This window comes from Rhodoferax sp., from assembly GCF_013297935.1.
Classification (GTDB): domain Bacteria; phylum Pseudomonadota; class Gammaproteobacteria; order Burkholderiales; family Burkholderiaceae_C; genus Allorhodoferax.
In genome coordinates, this window is record NZ_JAAFIX010000002.1 from 134,956 (window position 1) to 158,137 (window position 23,182).

Here is a 23,182-nt window from a genome sequence, read left to right on the forward strand (position 1 = left end):
CTGTCATGCCGCTTCCGAGAGATAGGTAATGGTCATGGTCTGGTTGTGCAACAAGCAACTGGCCCTATTGTGCGCCGGGCTGATTTCGCCATACGAATAAAAACCAGCCAATGTGGCGTCCGCGCCTAGGACAGCGGCCACTGCTTCAATTTCCTCCTCGACCCTTCCACCCATCACAAGCTTGCGCCCTACGCAACTCACCATCAATGCAAGGCCATTAGTCTCCTGCAATTGCAGCGCCTGTGCAGCCTGCTCGGCACCTTGCACCAAGGCATCGGTTCCGGCTTGCATCATGCGCACATAGCCCCCTTCCTCCACCTCACCTGCAAAGGTGATGCTGCCGGCAGCTTCATCCACACTCAAGATGGTGCGCAACAAACCATCGGCTGCTTCGTTGGTCGCCACCACGGAAAAAGGGAACAACAAGCCTGAGGCCGGCAAGTCCTTGGCGTAGTCCCCTAAGTAGCGCTTGTACATGGCCAAGGCCGGTTCACCGTCCAGTGAAAACAGCACGTTGCGGTCGGCTTTGGTAATGCGCCGCGCCGGCCCGAAGGGAGACCAGCCGCCAAAAACGCCATGGGACACCCGGAGATCATCTCCATACAGGCCGGCGCATACCAGGCGCGTGGCGCTCACCCCTTGCCCGTCCATGACCGCAGTCTGGACAAATGCGCCACTATCTCCCGCTAGCCCCCCCACCACAGGAATATCGGCACCGACCTCCCGGGTCATGCCTTGAATCAGAGCGGTTCCGTTGATCTGGACGCCCTGGCCCAACAACACAATCGCCCGCAAGCCTTGGCGCGGAAGTCCCCTCGCCAACCTTACCCCGGCCTGAAAGGAGTCTTCCATATCCAGCAAGTCGGTGGAGGATTGACGGGTGACTACCCCACGCCAGTGCACAGCGGTCAGCGCCAAAGTCTGGTCGCTCACGCCTTCGCGGGAAATTTCGCCTGCTGTAGAGCAGCCCATGAGCACAGAGTGAGGACAAGCCGCGACCAGGGCAGGATGGGCCGCACGCAACAATACTTCTGGCCCGAAGGCCAGAATCCAGTCCGGCGGGTTGGCCGCCAAGGAGCTCAATACCTGCGCGTCAGGGGGGCTGCTCCGCCAGGTGGTTTGGGTGATTTGCATGCCACAGCTCCGGTCAAGAGATTTCGTTGCCCTCGTTCATGATACGCCACCGGCGGGAAAAAGTGGAAATAAACACAAATGCCATAGACACCGAATTACATGTATTTTACATATTTTTAAACTGATCCCGCAACACGTTTTTCTGCACCTTGCCCATGGCATTGCGCGGGAGCGCCTCTAAGATTACGCAGCGCTTGGGCACTTTGAAGTTGGCCAACATGCCTTTGAGGGTGGTGACCATCGCTGGGCCATCCAGTATGTGGCCCTTTTGCGGAACCACCACGGCCACACCGACTTCGCCAAAATCGGCATCCGGCACACCGACCACCGCACTTTCATCAACACCGGGCAGGTTATTGATGTAGCCCTCGACCTCGGCCGGGTACACGTTGTAGCCGCCACTGATGATCAGGTCTTTGCTGCGACCCACGATCGTGACGTAACCCTTTGCATCCACAAAGCCCACATCGCCGGTTTTAAAAAAGCCGTCTGGCGTGAACTCCTGGGCCGTTTTTTCGGGCATCTGCCAGTAGCCCTGGAACACATTGGGGCCCCGAACCTCGATACCGCCGGTCTCTCCGGCAGGCACAGCGCGGCCTGCGTCATCGCGCACGCGCAACTCCACGCCGGACAAGGGCCGGCCCACGGTGCCCACCACCCGCTCGCCATCGGCAGCCTTGCAGGGGTTGGAGGTGAGCATCACGGTTTCCGACATGCCGTAGCGCTCCAGAATGGTGTGGCCGGTGCGGGACTGCCATTGGCGGTGCGTGTCGACCAGCATGGGCGCCGACCCGGAAATAAACAGGCGCATGTGGCGTGTGGACGCGCTATCCAACCCGGCCTCGGCCAGGAGGCGCACATACAGCGTTGGCACGCCCATGAACACAGTGGCCCGTGCCATCAGCCGCAAGGTGGTGGCGGGCTCGAATTTGGCGCACCAGAGCATGGTGCTGCCGTTAATGAGCGCGCCATGAATCGCCACAAACAAGCCATGCACATGAAAGATGGGCAAGGCATGGATCAGCACATCGTCCGCCTTCCAGTCCCAGTATTTTTGCAGCACCCGCGCATTGCTCAGCAGGTTGCCATGGCTCAGCATGGCACCCTTGCTGCGCCCTGTGGTGCCACTGGTGTAGATGATGGCAGCCAGGTCATTGGCCGTGCGGGGCACGGGCGTATGGGTGCGCGGGTAGTGCGAAGCCCGCTCCAGCAAGGTGCCGGTGCGGTCGTCATTGAGCGAAAACACATGGGTGGTTCCAGCCAGAAACGCCATTTTGCTGAGCCAGCCAAAATTACGACCGGCACACACCAGCACCGCGGGCTTGGCATCGCCCATGAAATACTCCATTTCCGCGCTCTGGTACGCCGTGTTCAGCGGCAGGTAGACCAGCCCGGCCCGCAAGGTGGCAAGGTAGAGCACTAGGGCTTCGACCGATTTGTCTACCTGCACCGCCACACGGCTGCCCGCCGGCAGGTCTAGAAAGCCCAACAGGTTTGCCACCATGGCGGTGGCTTCGTCTAGGTCGCGCCAGGAATAGTGCAGACCGCTGTCGGTTTCTACCGCGGTGCGGTCCAGATCTGCGGGAAAAGCGGCACGCAGCGCTGCGAACAAGTTCGCATCAGAAGCGGTGGAAGTTGTGGGGGTGCTCATAGATGCAGAAACTCCAAAGAAGAAAACACCGGTCAGAAGGCCGGTTTGCGTTTGTCTAGAAAAGCAGAGATGCCCTCGCGGTGCTCGGGCGAGTCTGCATAGGCATAGGGATCGGAAGCGTTATTTGCTATCAAATCAGGAGCTTCTTGCGCATATTCCACTTGGGCTGAAGGCCTAAATGACTCACGAAGCGTCTGCTTGTTCAGGCGCGCCGCTTGGGGCGCGAGGCCGGCCATGCGACCGGCCCACTCCCGGGCAGCAGCATCCAGCTCCGACGGTGAAACCATGCGGGTGAGAAAGCTGTGCCCCAGCATGGCGGGTGCCTCGAAAATCTCGGCTGCCAGCAACATAGCGCGGGCCACGGTCGCCCCGGCAACCCGCCCCACAAGCCCCGCCTCGCGCGGCGCCATGGGGAAGCCGAGTCGTGCAATCGGTGCCCCGAAGCGGGCGCTGTCTGTGGCCAGGCGAATATCGCAGCAGCTGGCGATTTCCATACCTGCACCCATGCAGTTCCCCTCGATCACGGCCACGAGGGGTACATCGCAATCCAGCATCGCCTGCAAGCCGCCCCACACCTCCTGCTCGTGAAAGTGGCGCAGCGCATCAGCGTCGAACCGGAAGGAGGGATATTCCGCAATATCCCCGCCCGCACAAAAGTGCCCCCCATCGCCACGCACCAGCACACACCGTGCCTGCGAGTCGGCCTGCACGGCCTGCATCACCGACTTCAGCTCCGCCCACATGCTGCGGGACATGGCGTTGAACTTGCCGGTGTGGGTCAGGGTCAGGGCCCAAACACCCTGCATCCCCCCGACATGGCGCTCAATGGAAATCCCGCCTGCCATGCTGCGCATCAGTCCAGTTTGGCGCCTGAGGCCTTGACCACCGCGGCCCAACGCTTGACCTCCGCGCTGACGAAGGCGCCGAACTGCACCGGTGTGAGTTTGCCGAATTCCGCGCCGTTGTTGGCCCAACTGGTTTTGATGTCGTCGGCCATGGACAGGCGGTTGACTTCTTCCACCACGCGCGCCTGGATATCGGCGGGGGTGCCCTTGGGGGCCCAGAGGCCGTACCAGGTAGTGACGGTGTAGTTGGGCAGACCCAACTCGGCGGCACAAGGCACGTCCGGAAACGCGGGGCTGCGCTTGGTGCCCGACACCATGAGAGCCTTGATACGCCCGCCCTTGATGTGGGCGGCCGATGAGCCCAGACCGTCAAACATCATGTCCACACTGCCGGCCATCAGGTCTTGCAGGGCCGGGCCCGCGCCGCGGTAGGGAATGTGGGTAATGAAGGTGCCGGTCTGCTGCTTGAATAACTCCCCCGCCAGATGGTGCGAGGTGCCGCCCCCCGCCGAGCCGTAGTTCAGCTTGCCGGGGTTGGCCTTCACTTGCGCCAAAAAGGCCTTGAAGTTGCCGGATATATTTTTCGGGTTCACCACCAGCACTTGCGGCACGTTGGCCACCAGTGCGAGCGGAATAAAGTCTTTTTCGATGTCGTAGTCCAGCTTGGGGTACATGCTGGGGGCAATCGCGTGGTGCACTGCGCCCATGAACAGGGTGTAACCATCCGGCTGTGCCTTGGCTGCAATGCCCGCCCCCAGAGTGCCACCTGCGCCACCGCGGTTGTCAATCACCAACTGGGTGCCGGTGAGCTTGGCGAACTGCGCCGACAGCGGGCGGGCAAAGGCGTCCGTGCCGCCACCGGCCGGAAACGGCACCACCAGCGTCACCGGTTTGGCGGGCCATTTGGATTGGGCCAAGCCCGTCGCCGGGGCCAAGGCCCAAGCGGCTGCCAGTGCCGACCCGGCACCCAGCAGCTTGCGGCGGCTGGTGCCCGGCTGGAGGTCAGAAAGGTTTGTTGTGTGCTCAACTGTCATGTTTGTCTCCTAGTTGTTATGGGAACGAAAACTATGTGGGTCAAAAAAACAAGGTACTTACCGCGGAGGCTGTAGGAATGCGCCCGTGGGCCAAGCCTTCGCGGTATTTGCCGAGTCGCTGCAGATCGTAGAGGTAATTGACCATGATTCCGTAGGACTGCTTGATTCCTTTGGCGGACGGGTCCCCCGCCCAGTTAAGGCGCTCTACCCGGGCACCATTGCCCAAATGGAAGCGCGCCACCGGGTCAAGGGGTTTGTCGTGCACCGTTTCCCGGCCTAAGTAAACGGCTGCACAGCGCATGAGCATCAGCCGCACGGCGGAGGCTGGCTTCAGCGCCAGCGGGGTCTCGCACGCGGCCAGAAAATGTGCCGCGGTCACCGGCTCAAAGCCCACCGCCCGACCCAACTCCTCGCGCGCCGATGCATCGAGCCGATCCAGCTGCGCTGCCGCATTCTTTTGCAGCCAGTTGCGAAAACCGGGAATCGGCGAGAGCGTGGAAAACACCTTGAGGCGGGGAAACTCGGTCTTGAGCGTCTCCACGACGCGTTTGATGAGAGAGTCCCCAAAACTCACACCCCGCAGTCCATCTTGCGTGTTGCTGATGGAGTAAAAAATAGCCGTCGTGGCCGCCGTGAGGTCCACCGCGTCAGCCGACTCGTCGAGCAATGGGGTAATGCAATCCGCCAGGCTGTCGATGAGTGCGACCTCCACAAAGATGAGCGGCTCATCTGGCAGGCGGGGGTGAAAAAAGCCATAGCAGCGACGGTCAGAGTCGAGCCGGTTTTTCACATCCGACCAGCTTTTGATGTCGTGCACGGCTTCGTATTTGATTAGCTTCTCGACGAGCGAGGCAGGGGAATCCCAACTGATACGGCGCAGCTCCAAAAAACCTACGTCGAACCAGGTGGAGAACATGTATTCCATCTCCACGTCGAGCGCCTGCAAGCGTTTGTCGGTTTTGAGCGCTGTCTGCATTTCTGCGCGCAGGTTCACAAGAAAACGGATACCGGCAGCATCCGCACTAAAACGCTGCAACAAGCGCCTGCGTGGCGACACCGTGGCTCGCCGGTAGTGCACCTCAGCGGCAGCCTCGTCGGGGGTTCCCAGCGCCGCAGCAAACTTGGCTTGCGCGGCCTGCACTTTCACCGGATCGGCCACAAACATTTCACTCATCAGCAGCCACAGGTCAAGGCGGCGCGCCGGAGTGGCTCCGGCGTACCACGCCATCAGGGCGGCAGCACGGCGCCCACCCTCGACCTCACTCACCCGCGCATCAATGACCGCATGCAGCTCTTGCAGAATCCGGCGCAACACCCGGGGGGACAGCGCCTCAGTCCCCTGCCGCAGCGTGGCTTGCAAACGCTCGCGGGTGGGGCGCAGGCCCGCACGCCCCTTGGAGGGCTGGCTTGGTGCATTCTTTTCCGCTACAAAATTAGTAGCATTCACCACATATTCTGTCTGGGCTTCAGCCTGTTTTTGCTTAAATCCTTGCGGCAACAGGCGGCCTACATTGCGGTTGATCCAGGACTCTTGGGTCATGCTGATAACCTGCTCTTTCCGTGGCGGGCAAGCTCTCTCAGCGCTTCGCGCTGCATGAGCAGATGGTTGCGCATGGCGGAATCGGCCGCATCCGCATCGTGGTTGCGGATAGCTGCAAACACGGCAAGGTGCTCACTCAGGCTCTGCGCCAGCCGGCCGGGGGCACGCAGTTGCTGCAGTCGGGCGAGCTTGAGAATTTTTCGCAAATCTGAAATGCTCTGTGCCAGCCAACGGTTGTCGGCCAGGGTGATGATGGCCTCGTGAATACTGTAGTTGGTGGCGTAGTACTCCGGGATGCGACCGGCAGCTGCATGGGCTTGCAAGTTGTTGTGCAGCGCATCGAGCGCCACAAGGTCGGCCGCTGTCACTTTGCGGGCTGCCTCGCAAGCGCAGCGACCTTCCAGCATGGCGATCACGGGAAAAATATCGTCCAGATCGCGCTCGGTGACTTCGCTCACAAAACTACCGCGCCGAGGCTCGTGGCGGATCAGTCCCTCGGCTGCCAGTACCTTCAGCGCCTCGCGCAAAGGGGTCCGGGAGATGGACCATTCCGCGCAGAGTGCTACCTCGTCCACAAAAGCGCCTGCGGACAACACGCCCTCAAAAATGCAATGGCGCAGCCGGTCGGCCACATCGTCATGCAAGGAATTCGGAACAGCGCGCATTGGCAGTCACACTCCGTGGGGTTTCGGATCCGCATAATTTTTGATAATTATCCGTAATTACAGAAAATCATAGGAGCGAAACGAAAAAAGCACCCCCGGTACTAACCCGTAGGGTGCTTTCAATGGACCCGGCTGGAGGTCAGGCTGTGCGGCGATCCGCCCAAAGCCACAAGGCAGCGCCCCCCACGATCATGGGAACACACAGCCACTGCCCCATGCTCATGCCCAGGCTGAGCAAACCGAGGTGGGCATCCGGCTCGCGGAAAAACTCGGCAATAAAACGGAACACGCCGTAACCGAACAAGAATGCGGCAGCCACTTGCCCCTGTTTGCGGGACCTGCTCGCATACCACCAGAGCAACACAAACAACAACAAGCCTTCCAGCAAAAACTGGTAAATCTGGGAAGGATGACGCGGCAAGGGGCCGCCATCGCGGAACATCATGCCCCAGGGCAGAGTCGGGTCGGCCACCCTCCCCCACAGCTCGCCATTGATGAAGTTACCCATGCGCCCGGAGGCTAGGCCGGTCGGCACACAGGGTGCGACCAGATCAGCGACCTGCCAGAACGACTTTTGGCGTGAGTGCGCAAACCACAGCATGGAGCCGATCACGCCCAACATGCCCCCATGGAAACTCATTCCGCCCTGCCAGACGTAAAAAATCTCCAATGGATGGGTCGCGTAATAGCCCGGTTTGTAAAACAGGCAATAGCCAATGCGCCCACCGAGCACCACACCCACCACGCCGAGAAACAGAATGTCCTCAATATCCTTGAAAGCCCAAGCCCCCTGCCCGGCTGCGTAGGCCGGTTGCCGCAGCCGCCGCGCACCCAGAAACATGAACAAACCGAACGCGACCAGATAGGTCAGACCGTACCAATGCACGGCAACCGGACCCAGTTGCAGAGCGACCGGGTCAATGTGAGGATGAATCAGCATGAAAACCTCATAGGCCCGCGGCGGAGTCGCTCGTACCCCGCTACGGGCGGGTGACTTAGTCGAGCAAAGACAAATCGCGCACCGCGCCTTTGTCGGCCGACATGACAAGCTTGGCGTAGGCCTTGAGGGCCGCCGAGACCTTGCGGGGGCGTGGCTGGGCAGGCTTCCAGCCCAGCTTGTCCTGCTCCGCACGGCGCGCGGCCAACTCTTCATCCGAGACCAGCACGTTGATGCTGCGGTTAGGAATGTCAATGCGGATGCGGTCGCCATTTTTCACCAGACCGATTGCGCCACCGGCCGCCGCTTCAGGCGAGGCGTGACCGATAGACAGGCCCGAGGTGCCGCCGGAGAAGCGGCCGTCCGTCAACAGCGCACAGACTTTGCCCAGGCCCTTGGACTTGATGTAGCTGGTGGGGTACAACATCTCTTGCATGCCGGGGCCACCCTTGGGGCCTTCGTAGCGCACGATCACCACATCACCGGCCACCACCTTGTCGGCCAGGATGTTGGCCACGGCTTCGTCCTGGCTTTCAACCACGTGGGCCGGGCCTTCGAAGACCAGCAGTTCGTCGTCCACGCCGGCGGTTTTAACCACACAGCCGTCCAGCGCGATGTTGCCCACCAGCACCGCCAAGCCGCCCTCTTGGGAGTAGGCGTGCTTGCCACTGCGGATGCAGCCATGGGCGCGGTCCACATCCAGACTGGGCCAACGGGTGCTTTGGCTAAACGCGACCTGGGTGGGGATGCCCGCAGGACCCGCCATGTAAAAGGTCTTGACCGCATCCGACGGATTGCGGGCAATGTCCCACTGGTCCAGCGCGTCTTTCATGGTCTTGGCGTGAACGGTGCCGGTATCGGTGTGCAGCTTGCCCGCGCGGTCCAGCTCGCCCAAAATGGCCATGATGCCGCCTGCACGGTGTACGTCTTCAATGTGGTACTTGTCGGTATTGGGGGCCACCTTGCACAGCTGTGGCACAGTGCGCGAGATGCGGTCGATGTCGGCCATGGTGAAGGCGATTTCGGCCTCTTGCGCAATCGCCAGAATGTGCAGAATGGTGTTGGTAGAGCCGCCCATGGCAATGTCCAGCGCCATGGCATTCTCGAACGCCTTGAAGCCCATGGAGCGTGGTAGCACGGTGGCATCTTCTTCTTCGTAAAAGCGCTTGCACAAATCCACCACCAAGCGTCCGGCGCGCTTGAACAATTGCTCGCGATCAGCGTGGGTGGCCAACACCGTGCCGTTGCCCGGTAGCGACAGGCCAAGGGCTTCGGTCAGGCAGTTCATCGAGTTGGCAGTGAACATACCCGAACACGATCCGCAGGTGGGGCAGGCGGAGCGTTCTACTTCGGCCAAATCGGCATCCGACACCTTGGGGTCTGGGCCCATTACCATGGCGTCTACCAAGTCCAGCTTTTTGAACTCCATCACCTGCGTGGTGGGGTTGGCCAGCCGGACCTTGCCCGCTTCCATAGGGCCGCCAGAGACAAACACAACTGGAATATTGAGGCGCATGGCAGCCATCAACATGCCGGGGGTGATTTTGTCGCAGTTGGAGATGCAGACCATGGCATCCGCACAATGGGCATTAACCATGTACTCCACCGAGTCGGCAATCACGTCGCGGCTGGGCAACGAATACAACATGCCGTCGTGCCCCATGGCAATGCCGTCATCCACCGCAATAGTGTTGAATTCTTTGGCCACGCCGCCTGCGGCTTCAATCTCGCGGGCGACCAGCTGGCCCAGGTCCTTCAGGTGCACATGGCCGGGCACGAACTGGGTGAAGGAGTTCACCACGGCGATGATGGGTTTCTCAAAATCACCATCCTTCATGCCGGTGGCACGCCAGAGTGAACGGGCACCGGCCTGATTACGGCCGGCGGTGGTGGTTTTGGAACGGTAGACAGGCATCTTGGTAAGTGAAAATTCGGTTGAACAGAACAGTGTCGCTGGGGATTATCCCCCAGCCTCTCTCAACGGCGCTTCTTAGACCCCGAGATGCCCATGGCTTCCCGCTGGCGATCGATACGCGCTTGCTTGCGGGCGTTTTCTTTGTCCATCGCTTTGCGCTTGGTGTAGCCACTGCTGTCTGCCCACGCCCACCAAGCCACCGCCAGACCGAATGGAATCAAAACCTGCCACCATGCCCATGCCGCCACGGGCCCAATGAGCAGGTATTTCATGACGAGAAGAATCAAACCGAGACCCAAAAAATACATAGCTTTATGCTCCAAAGAGTTGCCCCTGTTTATGAAGGGGGGTCAACCAGCGTTACTACAATCCCGTTGTAGCAATGTTAGCGAATCAGCAAAGGTTTCAGATGAATCATTTTCTCTCGCGTAGTTGGGTACTCTCCGCAGTGCTGCTCAGCCCGTTGGCATGGGCAGATCAGGGTTTGGCAAATGCCAAAAACTGCATGACCTGTCACATGATGGACAAAAAGGTGCTCGGGCCCGCATTCAAAGAGGTCGCCGTCAAATACAAGGGCGACAAAACAGCCGCCGACCGCCTCGCCACCAAAATCATGAAAGGCGGCAGTGGTGTGTGGGGCACCGCTTACATGCCGGCCAACGCTCAGGTCAATGAAGCGGAGGCCAAAAAGCTAGCAGCGTGGGTGCTATCCCTCAATTAAAACGCTCCTACTTCAACGAAAAAAAGCCGCTGTCACACAGCGGCTTTTTTGTTGGTGTGGGCGAGCGACCGGAGCCGCCCTGCACAGGTCGTGTCAGTACGCCTGGCCCAATTGGTCGAGGATGGCGGGGTTCTCCAACGTGCTGGTGTCTTGGGTGATGGACTCGCCCTTCGCCAAGGAACGCAGCAAACGGCGCATGATCTTGCCCGACCGCGTTTTGGGCAGGTTTTCACCGAAGCGAATGTCTTTAGGCTTGGCAATCGGGCCGATTTCTTTGGCCACCCAGTCGCGCAACTCTTTGGCAATGGCTTTGGCCTCATCCCCGCTCGGGCGCGCCCGCTTCAGGACGACGAATGCGCAAATGGCCTCTCCGGTCAGATCGTCCGGGCGACCGACCACTGCAGCCTCTGCCACCAGATCCGATTTAGACACCAATGCGGATTCAATTTCCATGGTCCCCATACGATGGCCCGACACGTTGAGCACGTCATCGATACGGCCGGTAATGCGGAAGTAGCCGCGGTCTGCGCTGCGCACCGCTCCGTCGCCCGCTAGGTACAGCTTCCCGCCCATTTCTTCGGGGAAATAGGCCTTTTTAAACCGCTCAGGATCGTTCCAGATCGTGCGGATCATGGAAGGCCAAGGGCGCTTCACCACCAGAATGCCGCCGGTGCCGTTAGCAATGTCATTGCCCACCTCATCCACAATGGCCGCCATGATGCCGGGCAGCGGCAACGTGCAACTACCGGGGACCAAAGGCGTCGCGCCGGGCAAGGGGGTCATCATGTGACCGCCTGTCTCGGTTTGCCAGAAGGTGTCGACGATGGGGCATTTCTCATGTCCCACGTTTTTGTAGTACCACATCCAAGCTTCTGGATTGATAGGCTCACCCACCGAACCCAGAATGCGCAAGCTCGTCAAATCTGAGCGGTCAGGGTGCACCGCTGCATCACTCTCAGCCGCCTTGATCAGCGAGCGGATCGCGGTAGGTGCAGTGTAAAAAATGCTGCACTTGTGGCGCTCAATCATTTGCCAGAAACGCCCTGCGTTAGGGAACGTGGGCACGCCCTCAAAAATGATCTGGGTTGCACCGGCTGCCAAGGGGCCATATGCAACGTAGGTGTGACCGGTAATCCAGCCGATATCGGCGGTGCACCAGAACACATCTTCGGGCTTCAAGTCAAAAGTCCAATCCATGGTGAGTTTGGCCCAAAGCAGGTAGCCACCGGTCGCATGCTGCACACCCTTGGGTTTACCTGTCGAACCCGAGGTGTAGAGAATGAACAGCGGATGCTCTGCCCCAACCGGGACCGGGGCACACTCTGTGCTCTTACCGGCCAAAGCCTCGTCAAAGGTTTTGTCCCTTCCAGCCACCATGTTGCAAACGGTTTTGGTGCGCTCGAACACAAACACCGTTTTGATGCTCTCGCATCCGCCCATGGCGATGCCTTCGTCCACAATGGCCTTCAAAGGCAGCTCTTTGCCACCACGCATCTGGTAGTTGCTGGTGATCACCGCCACGGCGCCGGCATCGATGATGCGCTCTTGCAATGCCTTTGCCGAAAAGCCACCGAACACCACACTGTGCGTCGCACCGATGCGTGCACAGGCTTGCATCGCGATCACGCCCTCTAGGGTCATCGGCATGTACACCAGCACGCGGTCACCCTTTTGGATGCCCTCTGCCTTGAGTGCATTGGCAAACTGGCTGACACGTGCCAACAATTCCTTGTACGTGGTTTTGGTGACAGCGCCATCGTCGGCTTCAAAGATGACGGCAACCTTGTTCTCCGTCGGCGTGCCCATGTGTTTGTCCAGGCAGTTCGCCGAGGCGTTCAACTCGCCATCATCGAACCATTGGTAAAACGGCGCATTGGACTCATCCAGGGTACGGGTGAAGGGCTTGTTCCACACCACGTTGTCTTTGGCCAAACGTGCCCAAAAACCTTCGAAATCTTTCTCGGCTTCAGCACAGAGGGCGTTGTAGCCCTCCATGCCGGAAATGCGGGCAGCCTTGACGATAGCCTCGCTAGGCGGGAATACCCGGTTTTCAACCAACATGGACTCGATAGCAGAAGATGATGCGCTCACAGGTTTGTCTCCTCGGATTTTTTAAAAACTGCGCGCATGGTTATCCCGCGCACTTACAAATGACTGACTGACCCACGTCGAGCCCTGCCGTCAGGCTGACGCAGGCGTGATTCGATAAACTCTGCGGGTTTGTCCCCCCTGCATTCCACTCTCCGAGAAGACTGACCATGACCACTTCCATCCGCCAAGCTGACCTGATTGAATCCGTGTCGGCTGCGCTGCAGTACATCAGCTACTACCACCCCGCCGACTACATTGCCCATCTAGCACGGGCCTACGAGCGCGAGCAAAGCCCGGCCGCCAAAGACGCCATTGCCCAGATCCTGACCAACAGCAAAATGAGCGCCACCGGCCACCGGCCGATCTGCCAGGACACCGGCATCGTGAACGTGTTCTTGAAGGTGGGCATGGATGTGCGCTGGGAAGGGTTTACAGGCTCACTCGACGACGCCATCAACGAAGGCGTGCGCCAGGGCTACAACCATCCTGACAACACTCTGCGCGCCTCGGTGGTTGCTGACCCTGAGTTTTTGCGCAAGAACACCAAAGACAACACTCCGGCCGTGATATTCACGGAAATTGTTCCCGGCAACACGGTCGAAGTCACCGTCGCAGCCAAAGGCGGCGGCTCTGAAAACAAAAGCAAGATGGTCATGCTCAACCCCGGTGATTCCATCGTCGACTGGGTGTTGAAGACTGTTCCGACCATGGGTGCCGGCTGGTGCCCGCCCGGCATGCTCGGCATCGGTATCGGGGGCACCGCAGAAAAAGCGGTTCTGATGGCCAAAGAAAGCCTGATGGACGACCTGGACATGTATGAACTGCAGGCCAAAGCCGCATCCGGCGCAGAGCTCAGCAGTGTCGAGAAAATGCGCCTCGAATTGATGGAAAAAGTGAACGCCTTGGGCATAGGCGCACAAGGACTCGGCGGCCTCACCACCGTGCTGGACGTCAAGATCAAGATGTACCCGACGCACGCAGCCAGCAAGCCGGTCGCCATGATCCCCAACTGCGCGGCAACTCGCCACGCCCACTTTGTGCTGGACGGATCTGGTCCTGTCTACCTCGACCCGCCCTCTTTGGACCTGTGGCCCAACGTGAACTGGACACCCAACACAGAAACCAGCAAACGCGTCGATCTCAACACCTTGACCAAAGATGAAGTGGCCAGCTGGAAACCAGGTCAAACCTTGCTGCTGAACGGCAAAATGCTGACCGGTCGGGATGCCGCTCACAAGCGCATCCAAGGCATGCTGGCCAAGGGGGAAAAGCTTCCTGTGGACTTTGCCAACCGTGTGATTTACTACGTGGGCCCCGTGGACCCCGTGCGCGACGAAGCCGTCGGCCCCGCCGGCCCGACCACGGCCACACGCATGGACGGCTTTACCGAGATGATGCTGGCGCAGACAGGCCTGATTGCCATGATCGGCAAGGCCGAGCGCGGTCCGGTTGCGATTGAAGCCATCAAAAAGCACCAAAGTGCTTACCTGATGGCGGTTGGCGGAGCGGCCTACCTGGTGTCAAAAGCCATCAAGACCGCCAAGGTTGTTGGTTTTGAAGACATGGGCATGGAAGCTATTTATGAGTTCGACGTGGTGGATATGCCCGTCACGGTCGCCGTCGATGCTGGCGGCACCAGCGCGCACATTACCGGACCTGCTGAGTGGCAAAAGAAGATCGCAACCGGCGAGTTCAAGTCCATTCCGGTGACATCCCGCTAAACCCTTGCCCGACATGAGCAATCGCCCCATCGGGGTATTTGATAGTGGCGTGGGTGGCCTGAGTGTCCTGCGGGCGCTCAGGGCAGAACTGCCCCACGAAACATTCATCTATGTGGCAGACAGCGGTCACGCTCCCTACGGGGAGCGTGACGATGGCTACTTGATCGACCGCGCGCACGCAATCGTCAACTGGTTCACGCAAAGCCACCAAATCAAAGCGCTGGTGGTAGCCTGCAACACCGCCACGGCAGCGGCTATCCATGTCCTGCGGCAGGCCTACCCGGATATGCCCATCGTAGGCATCGAACCTGCGCTCAAACCCGCAGTGGCGCAAAGCAAGACGAAAGTCATTGGGGTAATGGCCACGCGCAGCACGCTCAACAGCGACAAATTCAAACGTTTGCTTGCATCGCTAGATGACCAAGCGCGCTTTGTTTTGCAACCCTGCTCGGGACTGGCACCCGCTATTGAAGAGTTCAATGCTACAAAAATAGGAGCTGCTTGCGCAGAATACACCAGGGCTATGGGCACTTTTGGCTCCAAGTCAGGGGAGATTGACACTCTGGTACTCGGTTGCACCCATTACCCGTTTGCAGAGGCGTCGCTCCGCTTGGGGACAGGCCCGACGGTAACTTATTTGGAAGGTGGATCACCCGTTGCGCAACAGACCCGACGCCTGTTAGCTGGCGTCAATCAGCTCAGTGCTGAACCGCTGACGGATGCAATCAATGTCAAATTGTTCAGCTCCGGGTATCCGCCTGCGCTGGCTTCCGCAGCACGACGCTGGCTGAATTTGGAGGCAGAGGCATTCTCATTGAGAGAGTGACAAAGCACCGTGGCGTGCCCGGAGGGGATCGAACCCCCGACCCACAGCTTAGAAGGCTGTTGCTCTATCCGACTGAGCTACGGGCACAAAGAACAAAGGCTCCAAAGCATTGCAACTTTAGAGCCTTTGATTTTTTAAAATGGTCGGGGCGGCGGGATTCGAACTCGCGACCCTCTGCTCCCAAAGCAGATGCGCTACCAGGCTGCGCTACACCCCGACAGCTGGTATTCTAACCTGATAAAAAGCTGTTTTCAGCTTAGGACCTGATTTTTTACGCACACGATCTATGACGCCACCCTCCCCCTCGCTACCTTGGCTGGAGCCTGGTGAAGCATTCCCCGACCCGATGACTGAAACATGGGGGCCGGACTCACCTGCACCGGGTTTGCTGGCGGCCGGTGGTGATTTAGAGCCCTCCACCCTCATCCGCGCTTATTCCCTGGGGATTTTCCCGTGGTACAGCGAAGGACAGCCGATCCTCTGGTGGAGCACCAGCCCCCGGATGACCCTGCAGACCCGGGAGTTCAGGCTGCATCGTTCTCTCAAGAAGGCTATCCGAAGTTTCAATGAAACACCGGGCTCGGAGATACGGGTGGATACCGCGTTTGAACGCGTCATAGACGCCTGCTCCCGCACGCCACGCGCCGGACAAAGCGGCACATGGATACTGCCGGGCATGCAGCTTGCCTATCGCCGGTTGCATGAAGCCGGCTTCGCACACAGCGTCGAAACATGGCAGAACGGAGAGCTGGTAGGCGGACTGTATTGCGTATCCGTCGGTGGTGCGCTCTTTGGCGAGTCGATGTTCGCCCTGCAGACAGACGCATCCAAAATTGCGTTGGCAGCCCTTGTCGCCATCGCCCGCCATCATGGATTGGAGTGGATCGACTGTCAGCAAGTGACCGCCCATTTGGCCTTTATGGGAGCGCGACCTGTCGAGCGATTGGAGTTCCGCAAATACCTGCAAAGCACCGTAGAAAAGTCGCCACCCCATTGGAAGTTTGACCCCCTATACTGGAAATACTTGTAGTCAGCTTGTGAAAGCTCTGCCATGACCGACCTGACCGACCTCCCGATTCAAGCCCTGCAGTTTTACGCCACTGCGCCCTACGATTGCAGCTACTTGCCTGAGCGGCAGGCGCGATCTCAGGTTGCGACTCCCAGTCACGTCATCGACACGGCGACGTACTCCAGTTTGGTGGCAAAAGGATTCCGTCGCAGTGGCATGTTTACCTACCGCCCCTATTGCGACGGTTGTGACGCCTGCCGGCCACTGAGGATTCCGGTCAACTTGTTTAAAGCGAACAAGAGCCAAAGGCGCGCAGCAAAGCAACACGGCGGCTTGCAGGTTCGCGTATTGAACCTAGGCTTCTCCCGTGAACATTACGACCTCTATTTGCGGTACCAACTCGCCCGTCATGCTGGCGGGGGGATGGATGAAGACAGCATTGACCAATACGTCCAATTTTTATTGCAAAGTCGGGTGAATTCCAGACTCGTCGAATTCCGCGAAACAAGCGACTCCGAGCTGGACGTTGGCGAACTCAAAATGGTGTCCATACTGGACGTGCTGGATAACGGGCTTTCCGCGGTCTACACATTCTTTGCCCCCGACGAGGGGGCCAGCTTCGGTACCTTTAATGTGATGTGGCAGGTACAGCAGGCCAAACAGCTAGGACTCCCCTATGTCTACCTCGGCTACTGGATCGAAAACAGCCCGAAGATGCAGTACAAAGCAAATTTTCAGCCTTCAGAGGTTCTGGTGAATGGCAAATGGGACACAACATCGCCAATCAACCCACAAGGTTAGGGGCTATGACGGGTTAACATCAGCCTCGCACCATCATGACCAAAAAAGAACTCGACCCCCAAGCCACGCCTGCAGTCCAAGTGCTGGAGCGCATGTTCACATTGATTGACGTTCTGGCCTCCAGAGAAGAGGCCATCCCGCTGAAGGAAATCAGTGAAAAAGCCGGTCTTCACCCATCCACCACCCACCGCATCTTGAATGACTTGGTGTCGGGTCGCTTTGTGGATCGCCCCCAGTCCGGCAGCTACCGCTTAGGGATGCGCCTGTTGGAGCTGGGCAACTTGGTCAAGGCGCGCCTCAACGTTCGAGATGCAGCGCTAGGCCCCATGCGCGAGTTGCACAAGTTGACCCAACAACCGGTGAACTTGAGCATGCGCCAGGGAGACGAGATCATTTATGTAGAGCGGGCCTACAGCGAACGCAGTGGCATGCAGGTCGTGCGAGCCATTGGTGGCCGTGCTCCATTGCACCTGACTTCCGTCGGCAAGCTCTTTCTGGCGGCGGACGATCCGCTACGCATTCGCTCGTACGCGAGCAGGACCGGACTCCAGGGTCACACCAAAAACAGCATTACCGAACTGGACGCCCTAGAGCGCGAGCTGGCCAAGGTTCGCCAATATGGTCAAGCCAGTGACAATGAAGAGCTAGAGCTCGGCGTGCGGTGCATGGCAGCCGGCATTTACGACGACCAAGGAAAGTTGATTGCAGGCCTTTCCATTTCCGCCCCGTCCGGCCGCCTCGAAGATGACTGGTTGCCCAAACTAAAAGACACTGCTCGTCATATCTCAGAAACCTTAGGATTTCGATCGAACCTGCGCTAAACAAAAAGGCCTGCATCTGCAGGCCTTTTTTCTAGTTGGTCGCGATGCGACTGTCAAATCCTCGAAGCGCCAATGGGGATGGCTTGGCGGTTGCCGGGTGCCCCGACTCAACCCATTTACGAACCCGCTCGGCATCAGCGATCCGGGTCAGCTTGCCTGCAGAGTCCAGAAACACCATGATCAGCTTGCGGCCGGAAATCTTGGCTTGCATTACCAAGCATTGACCCGCCTCGGCGATGTAACCTGTTTTCTGCAAGCCGATGTCCCAAGCCGGACTTTTCACAAGGCGGTTGGTGTTGTTGTACTGAAGTGTGCGGTTCCCCACCTCCACCTGATGGCCTGTCGATGTAGACAACTCCCGCAGGGTGGCGTCACTGTAGGCATAGTTCACCAACGTCGCCAGATCCTTGGCGCTCGATTGGTTGCGACTGCTCAAACCCGTGGGCTCGACATACCGCGTATCTGTCATTCCAAGTACGCGCGCTTTTTGGTTCATCAAGCCCACAAAGTGCTGCAAGCCGCCCGGGTAGGTCCGGCCAAGCGCATGCGCAGCGCGGTTTTCGCTGGCCATAAGAGCCAAGTGCAGCAATTCACCGCGGGAAAGCTCGGTACCGACCCGGAGTCGCGAAGAACTACCCTTTTCAGTGTCCACATCGTCCTGGGTGATCTCAATGATGTCATCCATCGCCAACCGGCCTTCGCTGATCAACACACCGGTCATCAGTTTGGTGATGGACGCAATAGGCAACACTGCGTTCTCGTTTTTACTGAAGAGAACTTCTTTGGTGTCCTGATCCACCACGAAGGCGACACTTGACTTCAAGTCCAAGGCATCTTGTTTGCCATGCAGTCCTGCAAGTTGCGCGTACGAGGGCTTGGGCTGCGGGGCAGCTGCGACCTTCGTCACTTTGGCGGGCTTGACTGCCCGACCGGACACCCGCTTCGCTTTGATAACCGGCTTTTGCGCACGCACTGTTTTGACGGCCACTCTTTTGGCAGGACTTGCCTTGGCCTGTGCCGACTTAGCCACAGGTTTTTTGGAATGCGTGGAGGCAATAGCGGAATGCGGAAGTAGCAGCGAGGAGGCCAAAAGCCCCGCGATGCCTAGTTGAATAATGATGCGTTTCAACGTATTTCCTTTGAAAAAAGCGCCCGTGACAATTGCACAGGCGCTTTTTGTAATGTTCAGCAACAGTTTAATCAAAAAACATCAAGCAGATCAACTACTTGCGCGCTGAACTTCAACTATTTTTCGAAACGCAGACTTCAACCCTGCGCTGCTACGCGATCCGACTTGCTTTGAAGCTTGTTGAGAGCACTGAGATACGCCTTGGCGGAGGCCACAACGATGTCGGGATCCGCACCTACGCCGTTGACGACGCGACCGCTGTTTTGCAGCCGCACTGTTACCTCGCCCTGACTCTCGGTGGAGCCGCTGATGGCATTCACTGAATACAAAACCATTTCTGCCCCGCTTTGAACCAGTGACTCAATGGCCTTCAGAGAAGCGTCTACGGGTCCATTGCCGTCAGAAGCACCTTTCACCTCTTTCCCGCCCACGGTAAACACGATAGTGGCTTGGGGACGCTCACCAGTCTCACTGTGCTGGGAGAGCGAAACAAACCCGAATAGTTCGTTCTCGGAGGTCACACTTTCGTCGCCCACCAAGGCCAGAATGTCCTCATCGAAGATTTCACTCTTTCGATCAGCCAGCTCTTTGAACCGGGCGAATGCCGCATTAATCTCGGTTTCGCTATCCAGCTGAACCCCCAACTCTTGCAAGCGCTGCTTAAACGCATTGCGCCCGCTCAGTTTGCCCAGAACAATTTTATTGGCGGTCCATCCCACATCTTCAGCACGCATGATCTCGTAGGTGTCACGTGCCTTCAAAACTCCGTCCTGGTGAATTCCAGAGGCATGGGCAAACGCATTGGCACCCACTACAGCCTTATTGGGTTGCACCACGAAACCGGTGGTCTGGCTCACCATTCGGCTGGCAGCGAGGATGTGAGTGGCATCAATCCCGAGCTCCAGACCGAAATAGTCTTTGCGGGTTTTGACCGCCATGACGATTTCCTCAAGGCTGCAATTGCCAGCGCGCTCGCCCAGACCATTCACAGTGCACTCCACTTGCCGTGCACCGCCAATTTTTACGCCTGCCAGCGAATTGGCCACTGCCATACCTAAGTCGTTGTGACAGTGAACCGACCAGATCGCTTTGTCGGAGTTGGGCACTCGCTCTCTCAGCATTTTTATGAAGTTCCCATACAACTCTGGCACGGCGTAGCCCACGGTATCCGGCACGTTGATGGTGGTGGCACCCTCTGCGATGACCGCTTCAAGAACCCGGCACAAGAAATCAGGGTCGCTGCGATAACCGTCTTCAGGACTGAACTCCACATCTGCCACCAGATTCCGGGCAAACCGGACTGATTGCTTTGCCTGCTCCAGTACCTGCTCGGGTGTCATGCGCAGTTTTTTCTCCATGTGCAAGGCGGAGGTCGCAATGAAGGTGTGGATCCGAGCGCTTTTCGCACCTTTGAGGGCTTCGGCGGCCCGGGCGATATCGCGGTCATTTGCGCGAGACAAAGAACACACCGTCGAGTCTTTGATGGAGTTGGCAATCAGCTGCACCGCCTCGAAATCACCATTCGAACTGGCTGCAAAACCCGCCTCAATCACGTCGACGCGCAAGCGCTCGAGTTGGCGGGCAATCCGCAGCTTCTCATCACGCGTCATCGATGCGCCGGGAGACTGTTCTCCATCACGCAGCGTAGTGTCGAAAATAATCAGTTTGTCAGCCATAAAAATCTCCGTATGTTTAGCGGTGCAAGCCGCGCTCTTCGGGCTCATCCGTTGAGGTGCTGATCACGCTGGTCCGCACACCGCGGGCGCGGCGCACCAGATAGACCACATACCCACTAAAGCCATAAACCACAAAGACACCGAACATCACGATGGGTGGGTGAATGTTGATCACAGCAATACCCAGCGCGATCAAGACAATCACCACAAACGGAACGCTGCGCTTCATTTGCACGTCTTTAAAGCTATAGAACGGCACATTGGTCACCATCGTCAGCCCTGCATACAAGGCGAGTCCAAATACCGGCCAGGCCACCACATTTCCAGCAACGCCCTGGTCGGTGGCTACCCAAATAAATCCGGCCACTAGTGCCGCAGCTGCAGGGGAAGGAAGCCCCTGAAAGTAACGCTTATCGACCACCGTCGTATTCACATTAAAACGGGCTAGCCGGAGTGCAGCGCACGCGCAATACACGAAGGCTGCAAACCAGCCCCATCGCCCCAAGCCCCTCAAGGCCCATTCGTAAGAAATCAATGCTGGTGCGGCGCCAAAGGAGACCATGTCAGACAGAGAATCCATCTGCTCCCCGAATGCGCTCTGGGTATTCGTCATCCGAGCGACCCGGCCGTCCAGACTATCAAGCACCATTGCACAAAAAATACCGGCGGCCGCCAAGTCAAATCGACCATCCATCGCCATCACGATGGCGTAGAAGCCACCAAACAAAGCCGCCAAAGTAAACAAATTGGGCAGTACATAAATGCCCTTGCGCCGGTTTTTTACGACACCACCAGATTCCGTTGAACCTTGGGTTTCTATTCCATCATGCATGCCATCTCCAGAGAGCGCCTTGAGAGGCGCAATACGTTCCGAAACAACCGGAACAAAGTCAGGCACGCAGTGTAAGCCAGTGACCGGACCAACCGTAGAAGAACCGCAAAAGCAAAAGGCCACCGAAGTGGCCTTTTGCCTCATGCCTAAGCAGGCTTAGTTGCGGGTCTGGTCAACCAGCTTGTTCTTCGCAATCCAAGGCATCATGGCGCGCAGTTGGGCACCCACCACCTCGATCGAATGATCGGCGGTGTTGCGACGACGTGCGGTCATGCTTGGGTAGTTCAAACGGCCTTCCTGGATGAACATCTTGGCGTAGTCACCGTTCTGGATGCGCTTCAAAGCGTTGCGCATGGCCTTGCGGGACTCTTCGTTGATGACTTCAGGGCCTGTTACGTACTCGCCGAACTCCGCATTGTTGGAGATGGAGTAGTTCATGTTGGCAATGCCGCCTTCGTAGATCAGGTCCACGATCAGCTTCAGCTCATGCAAGCACTCGAAGTAAGCCATTTCAGGCGCGTAGCCGGCTTCCACCAGAGTTTCGTAACCCATCTTGATGAGTTCAACTGCACCACCGCACAGAACAGCCTGCTCGCCGAACAAGTCGGTTTCAGTCTCTTCTTTGAAGTTGGTTTCAATGATGCCGGCCTTGCCGCCACCGTTGGCCATCGCATAGCTCAGTGCCAAGTCACGGGCTTTGCCGGACTTGTCTTGATGCACAGCCACCAAGTGAGGCACGCCGCCACCTTGGGTGTAAGTGTTACGCACAGTGTGGCCGGGAGCCTTGGGAGCCACCATCCAGACATCCAGGTCAGCGCGGGGCACGACTTGGTTGTAATGCACGTTGAAACCGTGGGCGAAGGCCAAGGAAGCGCCTTGCTTGATATTGGGAGCGACGTTGTTGGTGTACACCTCGCCGATTTGCTCGTCAGGCAACAAAATCATGACCACGTCAGCAGCTTTCACTGCGTCGTTCACTTCCATCACGGTCAGGCCGGCTTTGCCGACTTTGTCCCAGGATGCGCCACCCTTGCGCAGACCGACCACGACCTTCACGCCGCTGTCGTTCAAGTTTTGAGCGTGGGCATGGCCCTGGCTGCCGTAACCAATGATGGCAACGGTCTTGCCCTTGATCAAGCTCAGATCACAATCCTTGTCGTAAAAAACTTTCATTTTTCTCTCCGAAATAAATATTGGCGAAAAGCGCCCTGTTGCAAAAACTACCTAAGCTCGGGGCGAACGGTAAACACTGTCGCCAAACAATTCCTGTGTGTTGAGCCAGCCGAAGCACACACAGAAAAACCTGTCATCAAACCCGCAGTATCCGCTCGCCGCGCCCGATGCCACTGGAGCCGGTTCGCACCGTTTCCAAAATGGCGGTGCGCTCGATGGCTTCCAGGAATGCATCATTCTTGGACTGATCGCCTGTGAGTTCGATGGTGTAACTTTTTTCAGTCACATCGATGATGCGACCACGGAAGATGTCCGCCATGCGCTTCATTTCTTCGCGCTCTTTGCCCACCGCACGGACCTTCACCATCATGAGCTCGCGCTCGATGTAGGCGCCTTCCGTCAAATCCACCACCTTCACCACTTCAATCAGGCGGTTCAGGTGCTTGGTGATTTGCTCGATCACATCATCCGAACCATGGGTCTGGATGGTCATGCGAGAAAGGCTAGGATCTTCCGTGGGTGCGACGGTCAGCGACTCGATGTTGTAACCACGGGCAGAAAACAAGCCCACCACGCGGGACAGCGCGCCGGGTTCGTTTTCCAACAAAACTGCAATGATGTGTTTCATATAACCGATTCCTCATTTCGACTACGCAGAAGC

At 58.2% G+C, this 23,182-nt stretch carries 21 protein-coding genes and 2 tRNA genes; 6 read left to right on the forward strand and 17 right to left on the reverse strand.

What is annotated here, in order from left to right:
- Positions 1-3 precede the first annotated feature (3 nt).
- The 9 genes from QZW03_RS03885 to QZW03_RS03925 all read right to left on the reverse strand — a co-directional run bounded on the left by QZW03_RS03885 (position 4) and on the right by QZW03_RS03925 (position 10,029).
- Positions 4-1,134, reverse strand: coding sequence for an FIST N-terminal domain-containing protein (locus QZW03_RS03885; RefSeq protein ID WP_296508519.1), 1,131 nt, complete (start codon positions 1,132-1,134; stop codon positions 4-6).
- Positions 1,135-1,240: 106 nt separating this feature from the next.
- Positions 1,241-2,785: a malonyl-CoA synthase gene (locus QZW03_RS03890; RefSeq protein ID WP_296508522.1), complete on the reverse strand. Its 1,545-nt coding sequence runs from the start codon at positions 2,783-2,785 to the stop codon at positions 1,241-1,243.
- A gap of 32 nt (positions 2,786-2,817) precedes the next feature.
- Positions 2,818-3,630, reverse strand: coding sequence for an enoyl-CoA hydratase/isomerase family protein (locus tag QZW03_RS03895; protein WP_296508524.1), 813 nt, complete (start codon positions 3,628-3,630; stop codon positions 2,818-2,820).
- An 8-nt stretch (positions 3,631-3,638) separates the two neighbouring features.
- Entirely contained in the window at positions 3,639-4,664 is a 1,026-nt protein-coding gene (locus QZW03_RS03900; RefSeq protein WP_296508526.1) for a tripartite tricarboxylate transporter substrate binding protein, read from the reverse strand.
- Between the two features lie 40 nt (positions 4,665-4,704).
- On the reverse strand, positions 4,705-6,204 hold the full coding sequence (locus QZW03_RS03905; RefSeq protein WP_296508528.1) for a malonyl-CoA decarboxylase family protein: 1,500 nt from the start codon (positions 6,202-6,204) through the stop codon (positions 4,705-4,707).
- Positions 6,201-6,869 carry a GntR family transcriptional regulator gene (locus QZW03_RS03910; protein WP_296508530.1) on the reverse strand — a complete coding sequence of 223 codons (669 nt, stop codon included), beginning with the start codon at positions 6,867-6,869 and terminating at the stop codon, positions 6,201-6,203. The genes QZW03_RS03905 and QZW03_RS03910 overlap by 4 nt, the downstream gene beginning before the upstream one ends.
- Positions 6,870-7,008: 139 nt before the next feature.
- Positions 7,009-7,809, reverse strand: a complete 801-nt coding sequence (gene lgt / locus QZW03_RS03915) for a prolipoprotein diacylglyceryl transferase (RefSeq protein WP_296508532.1) — start codon at positions 7,807-7,809, stop codon at positions 7,009-7,011.
- A gap of 55 nt (positions 7,810-7,864) precedes the next feature.
- Positions 7,865-9,721: a dihydroxy-acid dehydratase gene (gene ilvD, locus QZW03_RS03920; protein ID WP_296508534.1), complete on the reverse strand. Its 1,857-nt coding sequence runs from the start codon at positions 9,719-9,721 to the stop codon at positions 7,865-7,867.
- Between the two features lie 62 nt (positions 9,722-9,783).
- Entirely contained in the window at positions 9,784-10,029 is a 246-nt protein-coding gene (locus QZW03_RS03925; RefSeq protein WP_296508537.1) for a TIGR04438 family Trp-rich protein, read from the reverse strand.
- Between the two features lie 101 nt (positions 10,030-10,130).
- On the opposite strand from QZW03_RS03925, the gene QZW03_RS03930 reads away from it, so the two are divergent.
- On the forward strand, positions 10,131-10,442 hold the full coding sequence (locus QZW03_RS03930) for a c-type cytochrome (protein WP_296508539.1): 312 nt from the start codon (positions 10,131-10,133) through the stop codon (positions 10,440-10,442).
- Between the two features lie 93 nt (positions 10,443-10,535).
- Here QZW03_RS03930 and acs read toward each other — a convergent pair whose 3' ends face one another.
- Complete coding sequence (gene acs / locus QZW03_RS03935; protein WP_296508540.1) at positions 10,536-12,533, reverse strand: acetate--CoA ligase; 1,998 nt, start codon at positions 12,531-12,533, stop codon at positions 10,536-10,538.
- 167 nt (positions 12,534-12,700) lie between these two features.
- Here acs and QZW03_RS03940 point away from each other — a divergent pair, with 167 nt between their 5' ends.
- Complete coding sequence (locus tag QZW03_RS03940) at positions 12,701-14,254, forward strand: fumarate hydratase (protein WP_296508542.1); 1,554 nt, start codon at positions 12,701-12,703, stop codon at positions 14,252-14,254.
- Positions 14,255-14,267: 13 nt separating this feature from the next.
- The gene (murI, locus tag QZW03_RS03945) at positions 14,268-15,080 is read left to right on the forward strand and encodes a glutamate racemase (protein ID WP_296508543.1); all 813 of its coding nucleotides are present in this window, start codon (positions 14,268-14,270) and stop codon (positions 15,078-15,080) included.
- Positions 15,081-15,090: 10 nt separating this feature from the next.
- On the opposite strand, the gene QZW03_RS03950 is transcribed toward murI, so the two are convergent.
- Positions 15,091-15,167 (reverse strand) — tRNA-Arg (locus QZW03_RS03950).
- 53 nt (positions 15,168-15,220) lie between these two features.
- A tRNA-Pro gene (locus QZW03_RS03955) sits at positions 15,221-15,297 on the reverse strand.
- Between the two features lie 69 nt (positions 15,298-15,366).
- On the opposite strand from QZW03_RS03955, the gene aat reads away from it, so the two are divergent.
- From aat to QZW03_RS03970, 3 genes are read left to right on the forward strand one after another with little or no spacing between them, the layout of a single operon-like run.
- The gene (gene aat, locus QZW03_RS03960; protein ID WP_296508544.1) at positions 15,367-16,110 is read left to right on the forward strand and encodes a leucyl/phenylalanyl-tRNA--protein transferase; all 744 of its coding nucleotides are present in this window, start codon (positions 15,367-15,369) and stop codon (positions 16,108-16,110) included.
- 21 nt (positions 16,111-16,131) lie between these two features.
- Positions 16,132-16,890: an arginyltransferase gene (locus QZW03_RS03965; protein WP_296508545.1), complete on the forward strand. Its 759-nt coding sequence runs from the start codon at positions 16,132-16,134 to the stop codon at positions 16,888-16,890.
- Between the two features lie 35 nt (positions 16,891-16,925).
- On the forward strand, positions 16,926-17,711 hold the full coding sequence (locus QZW03_RS03970) for an IclR family transcriptional regulator (protein ID WP_296508547.1): 786 nt from the start codon (positions 16,926-16,928) through the stop codon (positions 17,709-17,711).
- A 31-nt stretch (positions 17,712-17,742) separates the two neighbouring features.
- Here the strand turns inward: QZW03_RS03970 and QZW03_RS03975 are convergent, their stop codons facing one another.
- From QZW03_RS03975 to ilvN, 5 genes are all read right to left on the reverse strand, one after another.
- Complete coding sequence (locus QZW03_RS03975) at positions 17,743-18,789, reverse strand: serine hydrolase (protein ID WP_296508966.1); 1,047 nt, start codon at positions 18,787-18,789, stop codon at positions 17,743-17,745.
- 188 nt (positions 18,790-18,977) lie between these two features.
- Entirely contained in the window at positions 18,978-20,516 is a 1,539-nt protein-coding gene (locus QZW03_RS03980; protein WP_296508549.1) for a 2-isopropylmalate synthase, read from the reverse strand.
- 16 nt (positions 20,517-20,532) lie between these two features.
- Positions 20,533-21,348 carry a CDP-diacylglycerol--serine O-phosphatidyltransferase gene (gene pssA / locus QZW03_RS03985; protein WP_296508551.1) on the reverse strand — a complete coding sequence of 272 codons (816 nt, stop codon included), beginning with the start codon at positions 21,346-21,348 and terminating at the stop codon, positions 20,533-20,535.
- 156 nt (positions 21,349-21,504) lie between these two features.
- Positions 21,505-22,521 (reverse strand): ketol-acid reductoisomerase, encoded by a 1,017-nt coding sequence (gene ilvC, locus QZW03_RS03990; protein ID WP_296508553.1) that lies wholly within the window; start codon positions 22,519-22,521, stop codon positions 21,505-21,507.
- A gap of 136 nt (positions 22,522-22,657) precedes the next feature.
- Complete coding sequence (ilvN, locus tag QZW03_RS03995; RefSeq protein ID WP_296508555.1) at positions 22,658-23,149, reverse strand: acetolactate synthase small subunit; 492 nt, start codon at positions 23,147-23,149, stop codon at positions 22,658-22,660.
- Between the last annotated feature and the right edge of the window lie 33 nt (positions 23,150-23,182).

Excerpts from the sequence above, each read along its gene's own strand:
- QZW03_RS03885 (WP_296508519.1), bottom strand. The coding sequence starts at position 1,134 with ATGCAAATCACCCAAACCACCTGGCGGAGCAGCCCCCCTGACGCGCAG.
- QZW03_RS03890 (WP_296508522.1), bottom strand. The coding sequence starts at position 2,785 with ATGAGCACCCCCACAACTTCCACCGCTTCTGATGCGAACTTGTTCGCA.
- QZW03_RS03895 (WP_296508524.1), bottom strand. The coding sequence starts at position 3,630 with ATGGCAGGCGGGATTTCCATTGAGCGCCATGTCGGGGGGATGCAGGGT.
- QZW03_RS03900 (WP_296508526.1), bottom strand. The coding sequence starts at position 4,664 with ATGACAGTTGAGCACACAACAAACCTTTCTGACCTCCAGCCGGGCACC.
- QZW03_RS03905 (WP_296508528.1), bottom strand. The coding sequence starts at position 6,204 with ATGACCCAAGAGTCCTGGATCAACCGCAATGTAGGCCGCCTGTTGCCG.
- QZW03_RS03910 (WP_296508530.1), bottom strand. The coding sequence starts at position 6,869 with ATGCGCGCTGTTCCGAATTCCTTGCATGACGATGTGGCCGACCGGCTG.
- lgt (WP_296508532.1), bottom strand. The coding sequence starts at position 7,809 with ATGCTGATTCATCCTCACATTGACCCGGTCGCTCTGCAACTGGGTCCG.
- ilvD (WP_296508534.1), bottom strand. The coding sequence starts at position 9,721 with ATGCCTGTCTACCGTTCCAAAACCACCACCGCCGGCCGTAATCAGGCC.
- QZW03_RS03925 (WP_296508537.1), bottom strand. The coding sequence starts at position 10,029 with ATGTATTTTTTGGGTCTCGGTTTGATTCTTCTCGTCATGAAATACCTG.
- QZW03_RS03930 (WP_296508539.1), top strand. The coding sequence starts at position 10,131 with ATGAATCATTTTCTCTCGCGTAGTTGGGTACTCTCCGCAGTGCTGCTC.
- QZW03_RS03940 (WP_296508542.1), top strand. The coding sequence starts at position 12,701 with ATGACCACTTCCATCCGCCAAGCTGACCTGATTGAATCCGTGTCGGCT.
- murI (WP_296508543.1), top strand. The coding sequence starts at position 14,268 with ATGAGCAATCGCCCCATCGGGGTATTTGATAGTGGCGTGGGTGGCCTG.
- aat (WP_296508544.1), top strand. The coding sequence starts at position 15,367 with ATGACGCCACCCTCCCCCTCGCTACCTTGGCTGGAGCCTGGTGAAGCA.
- QZW03_RS03965 (WP_296508545.1), top strand. The coding sequence starts at position 16,132 with ATGACCGACCTGACCGACCTCCCGATTCAAGCCCTGCAGTTTTACGCC.
- QZW03_RS03970 (WP_296508547.1), top strand. The coding sequence starts at position 16,926 with ATGACCAAAAAAGAACTCGACCCCCAAGCCACGCCTGCAGTCCAAGTG.
- QZW03_RS03980 (WP_296508549.1), bottom strand. The coding sequence starts at position 20,516 with ATGGCTGACAAACTGATTATTTTCGACACTACGCTGCGTGATGGAGAA.
- pssA (WP_296508551.1), bottom strand. The coding sequence starts at position 21,348 with ATGCATGATGGAATAGAAACCCAAGGTTCAACGGAATCTGGTGGTGTC.
- ilvC (WP_296508553.1), bottom strand. The coding sequence starts at position 22,521 with ATGAAAGTTTTTTACGACAAGGATTGTGATCTGAGCTTGATCAAGGGC.
- ilvN (WP_296508555.1), bottom strand. The coding sequence starts at position 23,149 with ATGAAACACATCATTGCAGTTTTGTTGGAAAACGAACCCGGCGCGCTG.